Origin of the sequence: Nocardia panacis (assembly GCF_003598715.1) — a bacterium.
In the GTDB taxonomy this organism is placed as follows: Bacteria; Actinomycetota; Actinomycetes; order Mycobacteriales; family Mycobacteriaceae; genus Nocardia; species Nocardia panacis.
Window position 1 is genome coordinate 441,647 of record NZ_QZFU01000016.1, and the last position, 16,474, is coordinate 458,120.

The window sequence follows — 16,474 nt, forward strand, 5'->3', positions numbered from 1 at the left end:
ATATCGGTGGCCCTCCGCCGCAACGCTAACAGCGCGCAATGATCCGGCAAATCCTTCGAATCAGGCTGAGATTAACGGAGTTTCGGATCTTCCGGGATGGCCTCGAGGAAGTCGGCGCAGCGGGTGAGCAGTTCGCGCAGCGCGGCATGTTCGGTCGCGGTGAATTCGGCGGCGAGCGCGCGCTCGACCCCGACCGGTCCCGCATCGGCCTCGGCCAGGACCCGCTCGCCCGCCGGGGTGAGTCGGGTCTCGAGCACATTCTTGTGCCAGGCGTGCTGGTGGCGTTCGACGAGATCGCGGTCCTGGAGGTTGGCCAGGATCGTATTCATGGTCGGGGGCGTCACCCCGCACAGCCGGGCCAGTCCGGCGGCGGAGATGCCCGGATTCTCCTCCAGGAACAGCAGCGCCGAATACTGCGGCACCGTGAGCCCCGCCGGCTTGAGCGCCGCGGCCTTGGCGGCCTGGAGGGCACGCTCGGCGCGCTTGATGAAGCTGCCGAGGCGCTCGGCTACGGGCATGGGGGTCATGCAGGCATCGTATCCACCCGTCGAATCATTCGAGTCTTGACGATTATTAGAGTTCTAATCTACGTTCGTGTCAGTTCGATCATTCGGGCACACATGGTCGACGGGCCAGTCGACACAATGAGAGGTAGGACCATGTCCCACAAGCCGCGCCGGAGCATCGCGACCCTGGCCACGGCCTGCGGCCACGCGGGCGAGCAGGCCATCACCCCCGCCGCCGCCGAGAAACCGCAGCTCGCCACCGCCTACACGCTCCCGAGCGACCGCGCCTACCCGGAAAGCATCACCGTCGACGCCAAAACGGGCGCGACCTACGTCAGCTCGTACCTCACCGGCGAGGTCTTCCGCGCGGCGCCGAACACGGACGCGGCGGAGATCTTCCTGCCCGCGGGCGCGGAGGGACGCAATACGGCCAATGGCGTGAAGGTCGACCCGGCCGGGCGACTGTGGGTCATCGACTCGACGAAGGGCGTAGCCGTCTACGACACCTCGACCCGCGCGCTGCTCGCGCAATTCGCCGCCACCGGGACCGACAGATTCTTCGTCAACGACCTGGTCTTCACCCCGGACGGCACCGCCTACCTGACCGACAGCGTCCGCCCGGTCCTCTACCGCGTCACCCCCGCGCAATTCGACACCGCGCGCGCCAATGGCGGTCACGGCGACCTCATCGCCGCCTTCGACCTGGGATCCGCACTGGCTCCGCACGCACCCGACGCCTACAACCTCAATGGCGTGGTGGCCGATGCCGCGGGCCGCTACCTGCTGGTCGTCGATATGACCGGCGGCGACCTCTACCGGGTCTCGCTCGCACCCGGCGACAACGCCCCCATTCGCAGGGTGACACTGCGCGGCGACGATTTGAAGGGTACCGACGGTATGGAGCTGCGCGGCGAAACCCTGTGGGCCGCACAAAACTCCGCCAATGCCATCAGCCGCTGGCACATCGGCGACGACGGCGCGAGCGCCACCGAGGAGCAGCGGTTCACCGATCCGGGCCTGGCCATCCCGACCTCGCTGGTGCACCGGGGTGACGAATTGCTGGTCGCCGCCTCGCAATTCGACAAGGGCGGCCCGTTCGGCCCCGGCACGCCGAATCGCCCGTTCCGGGTGCTGAAGGTCTCGGGCATCTGATCCTCCCGAAACGCCGGAAGCCGGCCCACCCGAGGGTGGACCGGCTTCCGGTTCGCAAGGGGTTGCCGAGCGGCAGGACTCAGAAGTCCATGCCACCCATGCCGCCGGTCGGGTCGCCCGCGGGAGCGGCGGCCTTCTCCGGCTTGTCGGCCACGACGGCCTCGGTGGTGAGGAACAGCGCGGCGATGGAGGCCGCGTTCTGCAGCGCGGAACGGGTCACCTTGACCGGGTCGGCGACGCCGGCGGCCAGCAGGTCCTCGTATTCGCCGGAGGCGGCGTTCAGGCCGTGGCCCGCGGGCAGGTTGGCCACCTTCTCCGCCACCACACCGGGCTCGAGGCCCGCGTTGAACGCGATCTGCTTCAGCGGCGCGGACAGCGCCACCTTCACGATGTTGGCACCGGTGGCCTCATCGCCGGTCAGGCTCAGCTTCTCCAGCGCGGGAGCCGACTGCAGCAGGGCCACGCCGCCACCGGCGACGATGCCCTCCTCCACGGCGGCCTTGGCGTTGCGCACGGCATCCTCGATGCGGTGCTTGCGCTCCTTGAGCTCCACCTCGGTAGCCGCGCCCGCCTTGATGACCGCGACGCCGCCGGCCAGCTTGGCCAGCCGCTCCTGCAGCTTCTCGCGGTCGTAGTCCGAATCCGACGCCTCGATCTCGGCCCGGATCTGCGCGACCCGACCCTTGATGGCCTCCGCGTCGCCCGCACCCTCGACGATGGTGGTCTCGTCCTTGGTGACGACGACCTTGCGCGCCTGGCCGAGCAGCTCCAGGCCCGCGGTCTCCAGCGAGAGACCCAGCTCCTCGGTGATGACCTCGCCACCGGTCAGGATGCCGATATCGGCCAGCTGCGCCTTGCGACGATCACCGAAGCCGGGGGCCTTGACCGCGACGGACTTGAAGGTGCCGCGGATCTTGTTGACCACCAGGGTGGACAGGGCCTCGCCCTCCACGTCCTCGGCGATGATCAGCAGCGGCTTACCGGCCTGGATGACCTTCTCCAGCAGCGGCAGCAGATCCTTGACGGTGGAGATCTTCGAGCCGACCAGCAGGATGTAGGGATCCTCGAGGACCGCTTCCTGACGCTCCGGGTCGGTGACGAAGTAGCCCGAGATGTAGCCCTTGTCGAAGCGCATGCCCTCGGTGAGCTCGAGCTGCAGGCCGAAGGTGTTGGACTCCTCGACCGTGATGACGCCTTCCTTGCCGACCTTGTCCATGGCCTCGGCGATGAGCTCGCCGATGGACGAGTCGCCCGCGGAGATTCCGGCGGTGGCGGCGATCTGCTCCTTGGTCTCGACCTCCTTGGCCGAATCCAGCAGGGCGGTGGTGATGGCCTCGACGGCCTTCTCGATACCGCGCTTCAGACCCAGCGGGTTCGCACCGGCCGCGACATTGCGCAGGCCCTCGCGCACCAGTGCCTGGGCGAGCACGGTGGCGGTGGTGGTGCCGTCGCCCGCGACGTCATCGGTCTTCTTGGCGACCTCTTTGACCAGCTCGGCGCCGATCTTCTCGTAGGGGTCCTCCAGCTCGATCTCCTTGGCGATGGACACACCATCGTTGGTGATCGTGGGGGCGCCCCACTTCTTCTCCAGGACAACGTTGCGACCCTTCGGGCCCAGCGTCACCTTGACCGCGTCGGCGAGGCTGTTCAGACCCCGCTCGAGACCGCGACGGGCCTCTTCGTCGTACGCAATTGTCTTGGCCATTGCGTTGGAATCCTCCACATGTATATGGGGCTGACACGCAGGACGACCGCAGGTTGGGATCGTCCCAGTTACGCCGGCCAGGTTCGGTGCCCGCGACGGACGACCGAGGGTGTCGATGGAACCCGGTCTCACCGTCCCGACCCTGGCACTCACAGGTCGAGAGTGCCAAAGCCATTTTTAGCACTCACCGATGGCGAGTGCAAGGTCCCTGTGGATAGGTTGAGCGGTCGGCTTACCTCAGACCGCGCGGCGGTCGGCCCACCTCAGACCGCGCGGCGGTCGTCGACCCGGAGCACCAGTGCGACGAAGGCGTCGGCGCGACGTTCCTCCGGGGAGCGCGGCTCGCCGGTGTCCACGGTGACCAGTTCGGCATCGTGCAGGAGCAGTTCGGCCTCGACGCGCATGATCGCGCGAATGAACGGCGGCGCCACCTCGGGGGGCAGGTCGCCATTGATGATGTATTCGCCGTCGGGACCCGATTCGGTGGAGACGTACAACAGAGCCCGCATCAAATCCGCGCGCCGCTCTCCTGCGATGAGGTCGGCGTCTCTGTCATCCGCCATAGCCACATCTTAGCTATCCCCGATTCCCGGTCCGGAACGCGACCGCCCGGTATATCCGAGGCCGGGCGCGGGGTCCGAGTCGGGCGTAGATTTCAGCGCAGCACCTCCGTGGTCGACCCGCCGAGAGGGGACGCCGTGCCCGCACTGCCGTTCGACTCGCTCTACCGGCACGGTTTCGCGCGGGTCGCCGTCGCGGTGCCGCGGGTGCGGGTGGCCGATCCGGCGTTCAATGCCGAACAGACCATCGAGTTGGCCGGGCTGGCCGCCGCCGACCACGCGGTGCTCACCGTCTTCCCCGAACTCGGCCTGTCGAGCTACACCGCCGAGGACCTGTTCCACCAGGACGCGCTGGACGACGCCGTCACCACCGCGCTGCACGCGGTCGTCGCGGCCAGCGGCGACCTGGATACCGTGCTGGTGGTGGGCGCACCCGTGCGGGCACAGGGGCGACTGTTCAACTGCGCCATCGCGATCCGGCGCGGCGCCGTGCTCGGCGCGGTGCCCAAGAGCTACCTGCCGAACTATCGGGAGTTCTACGAGAAGCGCCAATTCGCGGCCGCCCGCGAGGTTTTGGACGACCACGCGACCATCGCCGGGCAACGCGTCCCCTTCGGCGCCGATCTGCTGTTCGAGGCCACGAACCTGGACGGGTTCACCATGCACCTCGAGATCTGCGAGGACGGCTGGGTTCCCCTGCCACCCAGCGGATTCGCCGCGCTCGCGGGAGCCTCGGTGCTGGTGAACCTGTCGGCGAGCAATATCGTCATCGGGAAGGCCGACTATCGGCGCGCGCTGTGCGCCTCGCACTCCGCCCGCTATCTCGCGGCATACCTCTATGCCGCGGCCGGACACGGGGAGTCCACCACCGATCTGGCCTGGGACGGTCAGGCGCTGGTGTGCGAGAACGGGGAATTGCTCGCCGAGGGCGCGCGTTTCACCGACGAACCCCGATTGGTCAGCGCCGATATCGATCTGCGCCGCCTCGCCGCCGATCGGATCAGGACCACCAGTTTCGCCGACAATGTGCACGACCACCGCGAGCGCCTGATCCGCCTGCGGCGCATCGCCTTCGAACTGCCGGTGCCCACCCGCCCGGTCGGGCTGCGCCGGGAGATTCCCCGCTTCCCCTACGTACCGAGCGATCCCGCCGCCCGCAATGAGCGCTGCGCCGAGGTGCACCACATTCAGGTGGAGGGGTTGACCACACGGGTGCGCGCCACCGGATCCCGGCACCTGATCATCGGTGTCTCCGGCGGTCTGGATTCCACCCAGGCGCTGATCGTGGCGGCCAAAACCATGGATCGGCTCGGTCTGCCGCGCGCCAATGTGCTCGCGTACACCATGCCCGGCTTCGCCACCAGCACCCGCACCCACGCCGACGCCCATCGGTTGATGGCCGCGCTGGGCGTCACGGCGGGCGAGATCGATATCCGTCCATCCGCCGAGCAGATGCTGCGGGATCTGGATCATCCTGCCGCGCACGATATTCCGCAGTACGACACCACCTTCGAGAATGTGCAGGCGGGCGAGCGCACCTCACATCTGTTCCGGCTGGCCAACCATCACGGCGGTTTGGTCGTCGGCACGGGCGATCTGAGCGAACTCGCCCTCGGCTGGTGCACCTTCGGCGTCGGCGACCACATGGCGCACTACAGCGTGAACGCCTCGGTGCCAAAGACACTGATCAAATATCTCATCGCCTGGGCGGTGGACACCGACCAGTTCGGCGCGGCGGCGGGCGAGGTGCTCTCCTCGATTCTGCGCACCGAGATCTCACCCGAATTGATTCCCGCCGCGGATGATTCGGCGCCCGGCCAGCGCTCGGAGGACACCGTCGGCCCCTACGAGCTCCAGGACTTCCACCTCTACTATCTGCTGCGCTTCGGCTACCGGCCCAGCCGCATCGCCTACCTGGCCAGGCACGCCTGGTCCGATCCCGAGCGCGGCCACTGGCCCGACCTGGTGGAGCATCGCGGCGCCTACGATCTGCCCACCATCAAATACTGGCTCGCCGAATTCCTGCGCCGCTTCGTGCGGACCAGTCAGTTCAAACGCTCCACCCTGCCCAACGCGCCCAAGGTCGGCTCGGGCGGATCGCTGTCCCCGCGCGGGGATTGGCGCGCGCCGAGCGATGCCTCGGCGGCCGCCTGGCTCGACGAGCTCGCGCGCGATGTTCCCGACTGAAAACCACAGTCCTACAGGGCCTATCGTTGCGGAGTGAGTGAAGCACCCGGCTGGCAGGCCATCGACGCCGCGCTGCGACCGCTGTACGGCCAGACCCGACCCGCGCACTGGGGGACCGTACAACCGTATTCGCTCGGTGGCCCCGATCCGCTCGACGGTGTCAGCGCCTACCCGCGCTCCGAACCCGTCCCGCACTGGCACTACATCGGATACGGACTGTCCGAATTGCACGAGAAGGAGTGGGACGACCCGAACATCTCGGGCTGGGGTTTCGAATTCACCTTCCGGCTGGCGCGTCGCCCCGAGGAGAACGATGCCCCGAATTGGCCTGCGGGATTCCTGCAAACGTTGGCGCGCTATGTGATTCAGTCGGGCAAGTGGTTCGAACCCGGCCACACCATCAAGGCCAACGGTCCGCTGGACCCCGAGCGCGCCGAATCCCGGATCCAGGCGTTCGCCTTCACCGTCGATCCCGAACTCGGCGCGATCGACACCCCCCACGGAAGGCTGCGCTTTCTGCAAGCCGTCGGCCTGACCATGACCGAATACCGGGCCGCGCTGGGCGGCAAGGCCATCGACCTGCTGAGCACCTTGGAATCGCGAATCCCGCTGCTGTGCACCAACCTCGACCGCGACTCGCTGGTTTCCGAGCCCAAACCGCAAGCAAGCTGGCCGATGTGGGGCGGCGGACTGCGCGGTCGCGGCTGATCACTCGGCGACGATACCGGCCAGCATTCGCGCCAGACTCGCCTCGGCCGCCGCCTTATTCAGGCCGAGGTCGCTGAGTGTGCCCGAACCGTTCTCGAATTCGAGCAGAGCGAGCAGGATGTGCTCGGTGCCGATGTAATTGTGGCCGAGCCGCAGCGCCTCGCGGAAGGTCAATTCGAGCACCTTGCGGGCCGGTGCGCCGAAGGGAATGATCGGCGGAATCTCCGCCGACGCCTCCGGTAGCGCCGCGGCGGCCGCCTCGCGCACCGCGTCGGCGGTGACACCCTGTTCGACAATCTGCTTGTACGCCAAGCCTTCCGGCTCGCTCAGCAGCGCCAGAATCAGATGCGGCGGGTCGATCCGATCATTGCTCGCGGTCTGCGCGGCTTGCTGGGAAGCCATCACGACCTGTCGGGCGCGCAGGGTGTATCGGGCGAAACCCGCATTCGGATCCAGGGCCGCGGCGGGATCGCCGCCGCCCTTGGGGACGAAGCGTTTCTGCGCGGCCTGCTTGGTGACGCCCATGCTGGCCCCGATATCGGTCCAGGACGCGCCGGAGCGCCTGGCCTGGTCCACGAAGTGGCCGATCAGGTGATCGGCCACTTCGCCGAGGTGATCCCCGGCGACCACGGCGTCGGAGAGTTGTTCGAGCACATCGTCGGGACGGGCCTTCTTGATGCCTGCGATCAGATCGTCGAGGCGAATATCGAATGTCATGCGTCAACGATAGGTTGACGATCCGTGATCGTCAATGCTTGGTTGACGCCACATCGAATCACGCCTGTCCACTCCGCGATACCGACGAGGCCGCATCATCGACACCGGCTGCGGCCCGCGGCTTCATTGAGCAGAGCGGCAGAATGCGGCTTCATCAACACCGGCCACGAGGGCGCTCATGGCGCGAGCGCCTCATCGCGCGGCCTTGCCGAATCGGTCGCAGGGCCACGAAACACTCAGTACCGCAATATTATTCGGCTCGTTGCCGACTACCGGGGCGACGCAGTCGCAACCGCGCGCTCGAACCCTTGATGGTCGGTCGTCTGATGACCGGTCGCCTGCGGTCGGCCCGGCGCTGGGCGCGCCGCTCGGCGGGCTTGTGCTGCCAGGTCTCCGGGCGCGCGGCGACCCAGCGCTGCGAATGCCAGGCGAACGGGATGTGCCCCAGGTACAGCAGGACCAGCACCAGCAGCAGGATGATCGGGTAGGTCACCAGCGCCGCCGCCGCCAGCGCCACCAGCACCAGCAGTCCGGCCGCGGCCTGCGGCGCGACCGAGACCGACTTCATGGCCAGGGTCGGAATGGTGCTCACGGCCAGTGCCGCCGCGAACAGCGTCCACGCCGCGGTGACGTAGAAGCCGTCCCACCAGCCGTCCCCGAATTGGACCGAGATGGCGACCGGAACCATGGCGATGAGCGCGGCGGCGGGCGCGGGCACCCCGACGAAGTACTCCCGTGACCAGTCGGGGCGGGTGTCGTCGTCGAGCAGGGTGTTGAACCGGGCCAGCCGCAGCACCAGGCTGACGGCGAAGACCAGCGCCACGATCCAGCCCGCGCTCTCCTTTTGCAGTTGCGCCACATAGAGGATGAGGGCAGGCGCGACGCCGAAGGAGATGGCGTCGGACAGCGAATCCAGTTCCGCGCCCATCTTGGTGGTGGCGTCGAGCATCCGGGCCAGGCGACCGTCCAGGGTGTCGAGCACGGCTGCCGCGCCGATCATGGCCAGCGAGATGTCGAACCGGCCGTCCAGTCCGAATTTGACCGCCGACAGACCGGCGCACAGCGCCAGGATGGTCACCACGCTCGGCAGCAGCAGAATGCTGCGTCGCCTGCGCTTGGGAGTGGATGCGGCCTCGATCATGGCAGGACGGCCAACACGGTCTCGGCCCCGATGGTGCGCTGGCCGGGCCGGACGAGCAGTTCGGTGCCCACCGGGAAGTAGGTGTCCACGCGCGATCCGAAGCGGATCAGGCCGTAGGTGTCGCCGATGGTGAGTTTGTCGCCGGGGCGGGCCTCGCACACGATGCGGCGCGCCAGCAGCCCGGCGATCTGCACGACCACGATCCGCTGGCCGGATTCGGTCTCCAGGACCACGCTGTTGCGCTCGTTCTCGGCGCTGGCCTCGGGCAGGTCGGCCGAGCGGAATCTGCCCGCCTGATGCAGCACCTGACGCACGATGCCCGAGACCGGGACCCGCTGCACGTGCACATCGAGGACCGACAGGAAGATGCTGACCCTGGGCAGCGGTTCGGTGCCCAGGCCCAGTTCCGCGGGGGGAGCGGCGGTGTCGACCAACGCGATCTCGCCGTCGGCGGGCGCGACGATCACGCCGGGACGGTTGGGCGGCACCCGATGCGGGTGCCGGAAGAAGCCGGCGCAGATCGCGGCCGTCGCCAGGCCCGCGCGGCGCACCCACCGACGACGGCCGCCGAGCACGGCGACCGCGAGGGGTGCGGCGACGAAGGGCAGCCCGGCGGGGTGCAAGGGGGGGATCGCATTGCGCACCAGGTCAACGGTGTGGCCGAGGCCGGTGCGGTCGGGCGTGCCGGGCGGGGTGGGGCGGCGTGCCACAGGTTCCTACTTTCCTGTTCCTGACATAACTGAGGCGAGCGTTCACACACTACGCCGCGCGGACCGTCGGCCGGTCGCGCCCTTACCAGGCACAACATCGGTACCACCGGTCCCGCTTCGGACAAGGGTTCACGCGGCGTACAGCAAGCGTTGCGCTAGCAGGCGTATACCGCAAATGTGAGCATAGGCACTCGACGCCGTGATCGTCGGGCTAATATGAGGGGGCCTCATGTCTACGGCACCGTAGGCACGGGCAGATTGAGTTCGCCGAAGCTTTCGGTCCTCCGGCCGAGCCGGCGCCGGACCGCGAGGTTCGGTGAGGATCGCGACAACATAGGAGACGGACCATGGCTGCTCGCATCGCCCGGACCGCAGGGCAAGAGCACACCGCGATCCTCGGGCTCGGCGTCTACCGCCCGGCCCGTGTGGTCACCAATGCCGAGGTGGCGGGTCCGATCGACTCCAGCGACGAATGGATTCGCACCCGCTCCGGCATCAAGACCCGCCGCTTCGCCTCGAAAGAGGAGACCATCCGCAGCATGAGCGTCGCCGCGGCCCGCGGCGCGCTGGAATCGGCCTGCGTCGCGGTCGACCAGGTCGACTGCGTCATCGTGGCCACCTCCACCCATCTGCTGCTCACCCCGGCCGCGGCCCCGCAGATCGCCACCGAACTGGGGATGAACGGCGCGGCCGCCTTCGATATCTCGGCGGGCTGCGCCGGGTTCTGCCACGCGCTGGCCGTGGCCTCGGATCTGGTGCGGGCGGGCACTTCGCAGCATGTGCTGGTGATCGGCGTGGAGAAGCTCACCGACACGGTCAACCCGCGCGACCGCTCCACCGCGTTCCTGTTCGCCGACGGTGCGGGCGCCGTCATCGTGGGTCCGGCCGCCGAACAGGGCATCGGCCCCACCGTCTGGGGTTCGGACGGCACCCAGAGCCACGCCATCCGCCAGGACAAGGACTGGATCGAATTCTTCGACGAGATCGAGGAGAAGGGTCTCGCCGCCGTGCGGCCCTACCTGGCCATGGAGGGCACAGCCGTATTCCGCTGGGCCGCGCACTCGTTGGAGAAGGTGTGCCGCGACGCCATGGACCGCGCGGGCCTCACCCCCGAGGATATGGACGCGATGATCCCGCACCAGGCCAATGGTCGGATCATCGAGATCATGGCCAGGACGCTCAAACTGCCCGAGCACTGCGCGCTGGCCAACGATATCGAGGAGACGGGCAACACCTCCGCCGCCTCGATCCCGCTGGCCATGGAGGCGCTGCTGCGCAAACAGCAGGCCCAGCCCGGCGATACGGCGCTGCTCATCGCCTTCGGCGCCGGGCTGTCTTATGCGGCCCAGGTCGTGAAACTGCCCGCCTGGCAGTAATTCTCAGCCGAGCGCCCAGGTGACCTTCACGGTGAAGGTCACCGTTTGGGTGCCGGGCTCGAGCGAGAACGCCTCCGGCGCGGCCGGACTCGGCTGGCGCTGATTCTGCCCGCCGGTCTCATCGATGGTGACGACCGCGCCGAGTGCGCGCCCGGCGAGCACCGCGTACTGCTCGGCGCGCGCCTTGGCATCGGCGAACGCGCGGGCGCGGGCGTCGGAGATGAGTTTGGAATTGTCCTCCAGCGCGAAGGACACACCGCGCACCCTGGTCTCATTGCCGCCCGCCTTGGTCGCGCCGTCCAGGACGGCCGAAGCCTTCGGCAGATCGCGCACCACCACGTGCACCATGTTCGCGGCGCGATAGCCGGTGACGACGCGACCATCCGGACCGTACTGCGGTTGCACGGAGATATCGGCGGTGCGGATGTCCTCGCGGGCCGCGCCCGCCGCGACCATGGCATCGGTCATGGCGCGGGCGCGCGCATCGGCGGTGGAGATGGCGGCGGAGACATTGTCGGCGGTGGCCTCCACGCCCAGGTCGGCATTGAGGGTGTCGGGTGCGCCGCGCACCTGGCCGGTGCCGACCACGGTGACCTCGCGGTCGGTGTGGGCGGGCTCCGCCGCCCGGCCACAGCCCACGAGCAAGCAGCCCACGAGCAAGCCGCAAACGCCCGCCACAGCGGCGGCCGTGCGACGTGTCCCGATGCGCATATCGCGGAACCTACCCGTGCCCGACCGCCGCGCGGGTCAGCCGCGCTCGACGGCGGCCTTGATCCGGTCCAGGGTCTGGGTCATCCCGCGAATCAAATCCGCTTCGAAGGCCTTCTCGCCGCCGAGGGCGATGTCGATCACCTTGCGCACCGGGCCGGGGATTCCGCTCGGCGCGACCTCGCGGCGCTCGGTGAGCCGGGTGCCGGATTCGGTGGGCTCGAGCAGGTAGCTCCAGGTGGTGCGGTTCTCGTTCATGCGAAAGGCGAAGGCCCGGTTGGGATCGAAGGCGACGATGCGCGAGGAGGTTGGCCAGTACTTCTTGCCGTCACGATTCAGATTGAGGGTCCAGGTGCCCGCCGCGGGCGCGCCCAGCGGCATCATCCGCACGCACTGGGGGCTGAACTCCGGCATCCGCCGCAGATCGGAGACGACGGACCACACCCGCTCCGGCGGCGCGTCGATATCGATGGCGACTTCGAGATTGTTGGGCACGACTGCCTCCATGTGGTGCAAGCGAGCGATACGGCGCACATCTTAATCGGGAAGGCAGTTGCGTCACATTTTTGCATGTTGCGACCCTGCGGCGGTAATGCCCGGCGCACAATTCTGATAGATCAAGCAAGACACGCCACCGGCTTTCCGTACCCACGTGAGGTGATCGGCCGTGAAACTGCGCTCCCTCCTCCATCGAAGGCAGTCGGAAAAGCTGCCCCTCCTTCCCGAAGCCGAGCTTTCCGAATCCACCGACGCATCACTGCGCGCCGTGTTCGCGTCGCGCGAAAAAAAGAAGACCCGTGCCGCAGAGGAAAGACTGGAACGCCTGCTCACCCCCACCGAACTCGATCTGGTTCGGGAACACCGACTGTGAATGGGCCGCGACACGCGGACCATCGAGGATTCATACTTTCCCGGTGAGCTCCCCCAGCGCCGGTAAACCGGCCATCCTCAGCGTCGACGACGATCCGGGCGTCTCCCGCGCGGTGGTGCGTGATCTGCGCCGCCGCTACGGCGCGGAATATCGGATCCTGCGCGCGGAATCGGGTCCGCAGGCGCTGGAGGCGCTGCGGGAGATGAAATTGCGTGGCCAGCCGGTTGCCGTGCTCATCGCCGACTATCGGATGCCGGGTATGGACGGTATCGAATTCCTGGAGCAGGCCATGGATCTGCACCCCTACGCCCGGCGGGTGCTGCTCACCGCCTACGCCGACACCAGCGCCGCCATCGATGCCATCAATGTCGTCGACCTGGACCACTACCTGCTCAAACCGTGGGACCCGCCGGAGGAGAAGCTCTATCCGGTGCTCGACGGCCTGCTCGACGCCTGGCGCTCCAGCGAGCAGCGTCCGGTCCACGAGACGAAGGTCATCGGCAATCGCTGGTCGCCGCGGTCCTCGCAGGTGCGGGAATTCCTGGCGCGCAACCAGTTGCCCTACCGCTGGTACGTCGCCGACGAACCCGAGGGCACGCGACTGCTCGAGGCCGCGGGGGCCGATCCGGTGAACTGCCCGGTGGTGATCACCTCGGGCGGGCAGGCGCTGGTGCAGCCGACCGATGGCGAACTGGCCGAACATGTCGGCCTGTCCACGACGCCGACCGGCGAGTTCTACGACCTCATCGTCGTCGGTGGCGGCCCGGCCGGGCTGGGCGCGGCCGTGTACGGCGCTTCCGAGGGTTTGCGCACGGTGCTCGTCGAGCGGACCGCGACCGGCGGCCAGGCCGGGCAGAGTTCGCGCATCGAGAACTACCTCGGCTTTCCCGACGGCGTCTCGGGAGGGCAGTTGGCGGACCGGGCGCGGCGGCAGGCCGCGAAATTCGGCGCGGAGGTGCTCACCACCCGCGATGTCGTCGGGCTCGAGGTGAACGGTTCGGCGCGCACGGTGCGTTTCGCCGACGGCGGGCGACTGTGCGCGCATACGGTCATCATCGCCACCGGCGTGGACTACCGCAGGCATCCCGCACCGGGCGTGGACGAATTCACCGGGCGCGGAGTGTATTACGGCTCGGCCATGACCGAGGCGTTCGAATGCGCCGATCGCGACGTCTACATTGTGGGTGGGGCGAATTCGGCCGGACAGGCCGCGGTCTTCCTGTCCCGCAACGCGAAAACGGTGCACCTGGTGGTGCGCGCGGACACGCTGGAGAAATCCATGTCGCACTATCTGATTCAGCAGATCGCGCAAATTCCCAATATTCGGGTGCGCGCCCGCACCGAGGTCGTCGCCGCCCACGGCGACGATCATTTGACTCAAATCATCTTGCGCGACAACGAATCCGGACTCGAGGAGAAGGCCGACACCGAACGGCTGTTCCTGTTCATCGGCGCGGCGCCGCAGACCGATTGGCTCGACGGGGTGATCGAGCGCGACGCGGCCGGATATGTGCTGGCCGGTCCGGATCTGATGGTCGAGGGCGAACGTCCCGCGGGCTGGGAGCTGCCGCGCCCACCGCACCATCTGGAGACCAGCGTGCCCGGCGTCTTCGTCGCCGGCGACGTCCACGCCGATTCGGCCAAACGGGTCGCCTCGGCCGTGGGCGAGGGCGCGATGGCCGTCATGCTCGTGCACCGGTACCTGGCCTGACGGCCGCGAAGGAAAGGCTGGGAAAATGACCTCCAAGGAAACCGCGGACCGCACCAGCCGACTCGTGTGCGATCCGGCGGAACTGCGCTCGCTGTTCCTGTTCGAGAAGCTCGACGAGCCGCAGTTGGACTGGCTGTGCCGCGACGGGCGCATCGAATACATCGAGCCCGGCAAGGTATTCGGCGAGGGCGATCCGGCCACCTGCTTCTACGTGCTGATGGACGGCGAGGTGGTGCTCACCAAACTCTCCGGCGGCACCGAGATCGAACTGGTGCGCACCGACCATCGCGGCGCGTACGCGGGCGCCTGGATGTCCTATATCGGGGACCGGGTCGAGCAGGTCTACAACAGCGCCATGTACGTCAGCCGAAAGTCGCGCTTCTTTGTCATCGAGGCCGCGACCTTCGCCGAGATGGTGCAGCAGTGGTTCCCGATGGCGGTGCACCTGCTGGAGGGCGTGTTCTTCGGCAATCGGAACTTCAACGCGCGCATCGGCGAACGCGAGCGGTTGCTCGCGCTCGGCTCGCTGTCGGCCGGTTTGACCCATGAGCTGAACAATCCGGCCGCGGCGGCGGTGCGCGCCACCGCGGGCCTGCGCGAGCGGGTGGCCGGGATGCGGCACAAGCTGGCCATGATGGCCGACGGCAAATTCGAGCCGAAATCCCTGGTCGCCATGGTCGGTTTGCAGGAGGAGGCGGCCGCGCAGGTGGCCAAGGCCCCCGAGCTGACGCCGATGGAGGCCGCCGACCGCGAGGATCTGCTCGGCGACTGGCTCGAGGAGCACGGTGTCGAGGACGCCTGGAATCTCGCGCCGACCTTCGTGCAGGCCGGACTCGACACCGCCTGGCTGGAGAAGGTGTCCGCCACCCTGGACGAATGCTCGGACAAGGTGTTCCAGGGCGCGATCCGCTGGTTGAACTACACCATCGAGACCGAGCTGCTGATGAACGAGATCGCCGATTCCACCACCCGCATCTCCTCGCTGGTGGACGCGGCCAAGCAGTACTCGCAGATGGATCGGGCGCCGTTCCAGGTGTGTGATGTGCACGAACTGCTCGACAGCACCCTGGTCATGCTCAGCCGCAAGATCGGCGACGGCATCGAGGTGGTCAAACAGTACGATCGCAGCCTGCCGCCGGTGCCGTGCTACGCGGCCGAACTCAACCAGGTGTGGACAAACCTGATCGACAATGCGGTCTACGCCATGGGGGGTGCCGGTACGCTCACCCTGCGCACCCGCCGCGAGAACGAGTGCGCCGTAGTGGAAATCGGCGATACCGGGCCGGGTGTGTCCCCCGAGGTGCGCAGCCGGATCTTCGAACCGTTCTTCACGACCAAACCGGTGGGTGAGGGCACCGGACTCGGGCTCGATATCTCGTTCCGGATCGTGGTGAACAAGCACGGCGGGGATATCCGACTCGAATCCGCGCCCGGTGACACCAGATTCGCGGTGTGGCTGCCGCTGCACCGCGCGGCCGCGGAATCCGACCAGGAGGAGCAACAGTGACACAGGAGATCGAGGGAATCGACCCCGCCGTGCCGCCGAGCGGACCCGGTTGTGTGGAATGCGAAGCGGCGCAGGGGTGGTGGGTGCATCTGCGGCGGTGCGCGCAGTGCGGGCACATCGGCTGCTGCGACACCTCCCCCGCCCAGCACGCCAGCAAGCACGCCGAGCAGACCGGCCACCCGTTCATTCAAAGCTTCGAACCGGGTGAGGAGTGGTTCTGGAATTTCCGAACCGAGCAGATGTACGGCGGTGGCCCGGAATTGGCTCCGCCGCACAATCATCCGATCGAACAGAGCGTCCCCGGACCACGCGAGCGAGTGCCCGCCGACTGGCGTTCCCATACGCACTGAGTTGCGTCCCGTACACACTGGCGGGTGCGTACGGGGAGAGGGACGCCGGATTCGGTAGGCTGCTGCCGATCGCGCCGGGGGCACCGGCGTCCCGACCACCATTGTGAAAGCACGCGATGAAGCCTTATCTCGTCACCGTCCTGGCGGCCGGGGCGCTGGCAGCGGCGCTGGCCGGCTGCGGAAAATCCACCGACAACAGCACCGACGCCAATGGGTTGCGCACGCCCGGCGCGTCATCGGGCTCCGCGTCGACCCCGAAGGCGGGGTCCGCGGCGGCTTCGAAGATCACCTGCGGCGAATTCAAGTCGATGAACGAGGCCGCGGAGAAGTCCGTGATCGAGCAGATCCTGGCCGAACATCCGGACAGTTCCTTCGCGGGGAGCCCGAATGTCGCGCTCGGCACCGCCAAACTGGTGTGCCTGTCGGCGAGCGCCGCCGACACCCCGGTCGCGGTAGCGGCCAAGATCGTCGGCAAAACGGGCTAGGGCTACCTGTGTCATCGCGCCGGCCTACGCAAGTCCGAGGGCAGCTTCGCAGGCAGCGCCAGGGCCGGGACTGCTTGACA

General features: G+C 67.9%; 17 protein-coding genes. 9 read left to right on the plus strand and 8 right to left on the minus strand.

Going from position 1 to position 16,474, the window contains the following annotated elements; genetic code table 11:
• Positions 1-71: 71 nt before the first annotated feature.
• Positions 72-527: a MarR family winged helix-turn-helix transcriptional regulator gene (locus tag D5S18_RS10265; RefSeq protein WP_120039574.1), complete on the minus strand. Its 456-nt coding sequence runs from the start codon at positions 525-527 to the stop codon at positions 72-74.
• Positions 528-659: 132 nt separating this feature from the next.
• Between D5S18_RS10265 and D5S18_RS10270 the strand changes: the two genes are divergently transcribed.
• Positions 660-1,658 carry an SMP-30/gluconolactonase/LRE family protein gene (locus tag D5S18_RS10270; RefSeq protein ID WP_120039575.1) on the plus strand — a complete coding sequence of 333 codons (999 nt, stop codon included), beginning with the start codon at positions 660-662 and terminating at the stop codon, positions 1,656-1,658.
• A gap of 79 nt (positions 1,659-1,737) precedes the next feature.
• Here the strand turns inward: D5S18_RS10270 and groL are convergent, their stop codons facing one another.
• Positions 1,738-3,363: a chaperonin GroEL gene (gene groL, locus D5S18_RS10275; protein WP_120040520.1), complete on the minus strand. Its 1,626-nt coding sequence runs from the start codon at positions 3,361-3,363 to the stop codon at positions 1,738-1,740.
• 263 nt (positions 3,364-3,626) lie between these two features.
• A complete protein-coding gene (locus D5S18_RS10280; protein WP_120039576.1) occupies positions 3,627-3,926 on the minus strand; it encodes a DUF222 domain-containing protein in 300 nt (99 codons plus the stop codon).
• A 135-nt stretch (positions 3,927-4,061) separates the two neighbouring features.
• On the opposite strand from D5S18_RS10280, the gene D5S18_RS10285 reads away from it, so the two are divergent.
• A complete protein-coding gene (locus tag D5S18_RS10285; protein ID WP_120039577.1) occupies positions 4,062-6,110 on the plus strand; it encodes an NAD(+) synthase in 2,049 nt (682 codons plus the stop codon).
• 33 nt (positions 6,111-6,143) lie between these two features.
• Positions 6,144-6,818 (plus strand): suppressor of fused domain protein, encoded by a 675-nt coding sequence (locus D5S18_RS10290; RefSeq protein ID WP_120039578.1) that lies wholly within the window; start codon positions 6,144-6,146, stop codon positions 6,816-6,818.
• Here D5S18_RS10290 and D5S18_RS10295 read toward each other — a convergent pair whose 3' ends face one another.
• The 3 genes from D5S18_RS10295 to D5S18_RS10305 form a co-directional block, all read right to left on the minus strand.
• On the minus strand, positions 6,819-7,535 hold the full coding sequence (locus D5S18_RS10295) for a Clp protease N-terminal domain-containing protein (protein WP_120039579.1): 717 nt from the start codon (positions 7,533-7,535) through the stop codon (positions 6,819-6,821).
• Between the two features lie 250 nt (positions 7,536-7,785).
• The gene (locus D5S18_RS10300; protein WP_120039580.1) at positions 7,786-8,676 is read right to left on the minus strand and encodes a CDP-alcohol phosphatidyltransferase family protein; all 891 of its coding nucleotides are present in this window, start codon (positions 8,674-8,676) and stop codon (positions 7,786-7,788) included.
• Positions 8,673-9,386: a phosphatidylserine decarboxylase gene (locus D5S18_RS10305; RefSeq protein ID WP_120039581.1), complete on the minus strand. Its 714-nt coding sequence runs from the start codon at positions 9,384-9,386 to the stop codon at positions 8,673-8,675. The genes D5S18_RS10300 and D5S18_RS10305 overlap by 4 nt, the downstream gene beginning before the upstream one ends.
• A gap of 347 nt (positions 9,387-9,733) precedes the next feature.
• Between D5S18_RS10305 and D5S18_RS10310 the strand changes: the two genes are divergently transcribed.
• Positions 9,734-10,762 carry a beta-ketoacyl-ACP synthase III gene (locus D5S18_RS10310; protein WP_120039582.1) on the plus strand — a complete coding sequence of 343 codons (1,029 nt, stop codon included), beginning with the start codon at positions 9,734-9,736 and terminating at the stop codon, positions 10,760-10,762.
• 3 nt (positions 10,763-10,765) lie between these two features.
• Here D5S18_RS10310 and D5S18_RS10315 read toward each other — a convergent pair whose 3' ends face one another.
• The gene (locus tag D5S18_RS10315) at positions 10,766-11,473 is read right to left on the minus strand and encodes an SIMPL domain-containing protein (RefSeq protein ID WP_120039583.1); all 708 of its coding nucleotides are present in this window, start codon (positions 11,471-11,473) and stop codon (positions 10,766-10,768) included.
• Between the two features lie 36 nt (positions 11,474-11,509).
• On the minus strand, positions 11,510-11,965 hold the full coding sequence (locus D5S18_RS10320) for an SRPBCC family protein (RefSeq protein WP_120040522.1): 456 nt from the start codon (positions 11,963-11,965) through the stop codon (positions 11,510-11,512).
• A gap of 172 nt (positions 11,966-12,137) precedes the next feature.
• Here D5S18_RS10320 and D5S18_RS10325 point away from each other — a divergent pair, with 172 nt between their 5' ends.
• From D5S18_RS10325 to D5S18_RS10345, 5 genes are all read left to right on the plus strand, one after another.
• A complete protein-coding gene (locus D5S18_RS10325) occupies positions 12,138-12,341 on the plus strand; it encodes a hypothetical protein (RefSeq protein WP_120039584.1) in 204 nt (67 codons plus the stop codon).
• Positions 12,342-12,384: 43 nt separating this feature from the next.
• The gene (locus D5S18_RS10330; protein WP_120039585.1) at positions 12,385-14,052 is read left to right on the plus strand and encodes an NAD(P)/FAD-dependent oxidoreductase; all 1,668 of its coding nucleotides are present in this window, start codon (positions 12,385-12,387) and stop codon (positions 14,050-14,052) included.
• Between the two features lie 25 nt (positions 14,053-14,077).
• Positions 14,078-15,559 (plus strand): ATP-binding protein, encoded by a 1,482-nt coding sequence (locus D5S18_RS10335; protein WP_120039586.1) that lies wholly within the window; start codon positions 14,078-14,080, stop codon positions 15,557-15,559.
• Entirely contained in the window at positions 15,556-15,909 is a 354-nt protein-coding gene (locus D5S18_RS10340; RefSeq protein WP_120039587.1) for a UBP-type zinc finger domain-containing protein, read from the plus strand. Before D5S18_RS10335 ends, D5S18_RS10340 begins: the two co-directional genes overlap by 4 nt.
• 116 nt (positions 15,910-16,025) lie before the next feature.
• Entirely contained in the window at positions 16,026-16,394 is a 369-nt protein-coding gene (locus D5S18_RS10345) for a hypothetical protein (protein WP_120039588.1), read from the plus strand.
• Positions 16,395-16,474 lie beyond the last annotated feature (80 nt).